The organism is Acetomicrobium mobile (assembly GCF_937920065.1).
Genome location: NZ_CALETC010000011.1, coordinates 1 through 2,067, shown reverse-complemented (window position 1 = coordinate 2,067; position 2,067 = coordinate 1). Strand labels below are relative to the sequence as shown.

At 46.6% G+C, this 2,067-nt stretch carries 3 protein-coding genes; all 3 read left to right on the top strand.

Translation table 11 applies throughout. The features are described from left to right. Positions 1-1,013, top strand: a 1,013-nt coding sequence (locus Q7P41_RS00315; RefSeq protein WP_303881133.1) for a DNA gyrase C-terminal beta-propeller domain-containing protein, incomplete at its 5' end; no start/stop codon positions are given. 5 nt (positions 1,014-1,018) lie between these two features. Beyond that, the gene (locus Q7P41_RS00310) at positions 1,019-1,651 is read left to right on the top strand and encodes a phosphatidylserine decarboxylase (RefSeq protein WP_303881130.1); all 633 of its coding nucleotides are present in this window, start codon (positions 1,019-1,021) and stop codon (positions 1,649-1,651) included. Between the two features lie 5 nt (positions 1,652-1,656). After that, the coding region (locus Q7P41_RS00305; RefSeq protein ID WP_303881129.1) for a phosphatidylcholine/phosphatidylserine synthase at positions 1,657-2,067 on the top strand (411 nt) is incomplete at its 3' end.

Below are 2,067 nucleotides of genomic sequence, written 5' to 3'. Positions count from 1 at the left end.
AGCTAAAAAGGCGATATGGCGATTCCAGAAAGACGGAAATATTGGACGAAATTACTGAAGTATCGGAGCATGATCTTATACCTGAAGAGGATATCGTGGTGGTTTTGACCAGGGACGGATATTTGAGGCGAGCTCCCCTGGGAGATTATCAACTGCAAGCCAGGGGAGGCAAGGGAATAAAAGGGCTTAAACAAAAAGACGACGAAATAGAGATGTTTTCTGCCACAACGACGCATCATGACATATTTTTGTTCACCAATATGGGCCGTGTATTTGCCATAAAAGGGTATTTGCTTCCTGAGCCAAAAAATGGTAAGGGCAAACATGTCAGTGCCTTTTTCACGTTAGAAGAAAACGAACGCGTCGTGGCAATAAAGGATGATACGATGCGGGGTGCGAAATATGTGTTCTTTGCAACCAGGATGGGCATTGCTAAGCGGCTTGATGTAGGAGAGCTGGCAAATTTGACTCGCGCAGGGAGGCGCGTCATAAGCCTGGATGAAGGAAACACCATCGCCAGGGTAAGGTTTACCTCTGGTGATGACGAACTTTTATTTGTCTCTGCGAAGGGGAAAGCCTTGAGAACCAAGGAAGATGAGTTTCGACCTTTGGGTCGTCAGGCTAGGGGAGTCCGTGCTATGCGCCTCTCGCGGGGTGATGTCTTGGTCGGTTGCGAACCCCTATGTGAGGGAACGTCAATTTTGCTCATAAGCGAAAAAGGTGTGGGCAAACGGACCCGCTTTGACGAGTTTCCTTTATACCACCGGGGTAGCTCTGGAGTAAGGGCAATGAGATTATCGAACCGTACGGGATTGTTGGTAGGGGCGTGGAATGTAATCGAGGACGATGAGGTGATAATTGTAACGAGCAAGGGACGAGTAGTGCGCATAGCTGTAAAAGATGTGCCTATATTGTCTAGAAATGCGATGGGCAATATTTTAGTCAGGCTTGATCGGGGTGACAGCGTAGCTGATGTAACTATTATTCGCGAAGACGCCATGGAGGAGGTCTAACGGGGGTGGCCTTGGCTCGCGAGGGAGTGGTGCCGGTAGCAACCGCAGCTTTTATGACGTGCGGGGCTTGGTTTGCCTCTTCCCTTTTAGGAGTTATTTTGGGCACCTGTACAATTTTTTTGGCCTGGTTTTACAGGGAACCCCGCGTAAGCATACCAAGGGATCCCTTGGTATTTGTCAGCCCGGCGAGCGGTAAGGTCGTTGAAATAATGGATGTTGACGATCCCTTCGCGGGGAGATCTGTTAAAATAGGCATATTTATGTCTGTTGCCGACGTGCACGTTAATCTGATTCCTAGTGATGGCAAAATATCATTTTTAAAATATAAGCAGGGCAAGCATTTGGTAGCCTTTGCGCCCAAATCTTCCGAGGTTAATGAAAGGTTATATGCGGGACTAGAGACAAAATATGGCAACGTCTTGTTAGTGCAAATCGCTGGGTTGGTAGCCAGGCGAATAGCATGCAGAGTCAAAACTGGACAACTCGTGTCCAAGGGAGAAGCTTACGGTATGATCAAGTTTGGTTCCAGGGTGGATGTATATTTACCGCCTATAGTGAAACCCGTGGTGAAAGTTGGAGATAAAGTCAAAGCGGGATCCAGCGTCATAGGTCATGTTTTTAAAAACGAAGGGAAGTGATCTAGGTGTACGAAAAGTTTTCTAGGAAGCGAATGATCAAAAAACCGATTCCTTTTCGCAGATTAGCCCCTAATATGATTACTAGCGGTAGCATTTTATGCGGAGTAATGTCTTTAGTATTGGCCTTTCATCGGCATGTAGTACCGGCTGTATGGTTAATTTTTGTGGCTGCCTTTTTTGATTTGATGGACGGAAAAGTCGCTAGATCTTTAGGAGGAGATAGCGCCTTTGGGATGGAATTCGATAGCCTCGCTGATGTAGTCAGCTTTGGAGTTGTGCCTGGCTTGATTTTTTATGTGTCCTATTTATATGCCTTCGGTGGAGTTTTAGGGGCTTTGGTTATATCGTTTTACGTTTTATGCGGGGCGTTGAGACTAGCTCGTTTTAACGTAGTCCATTCCAGCGGTAACTTTCAG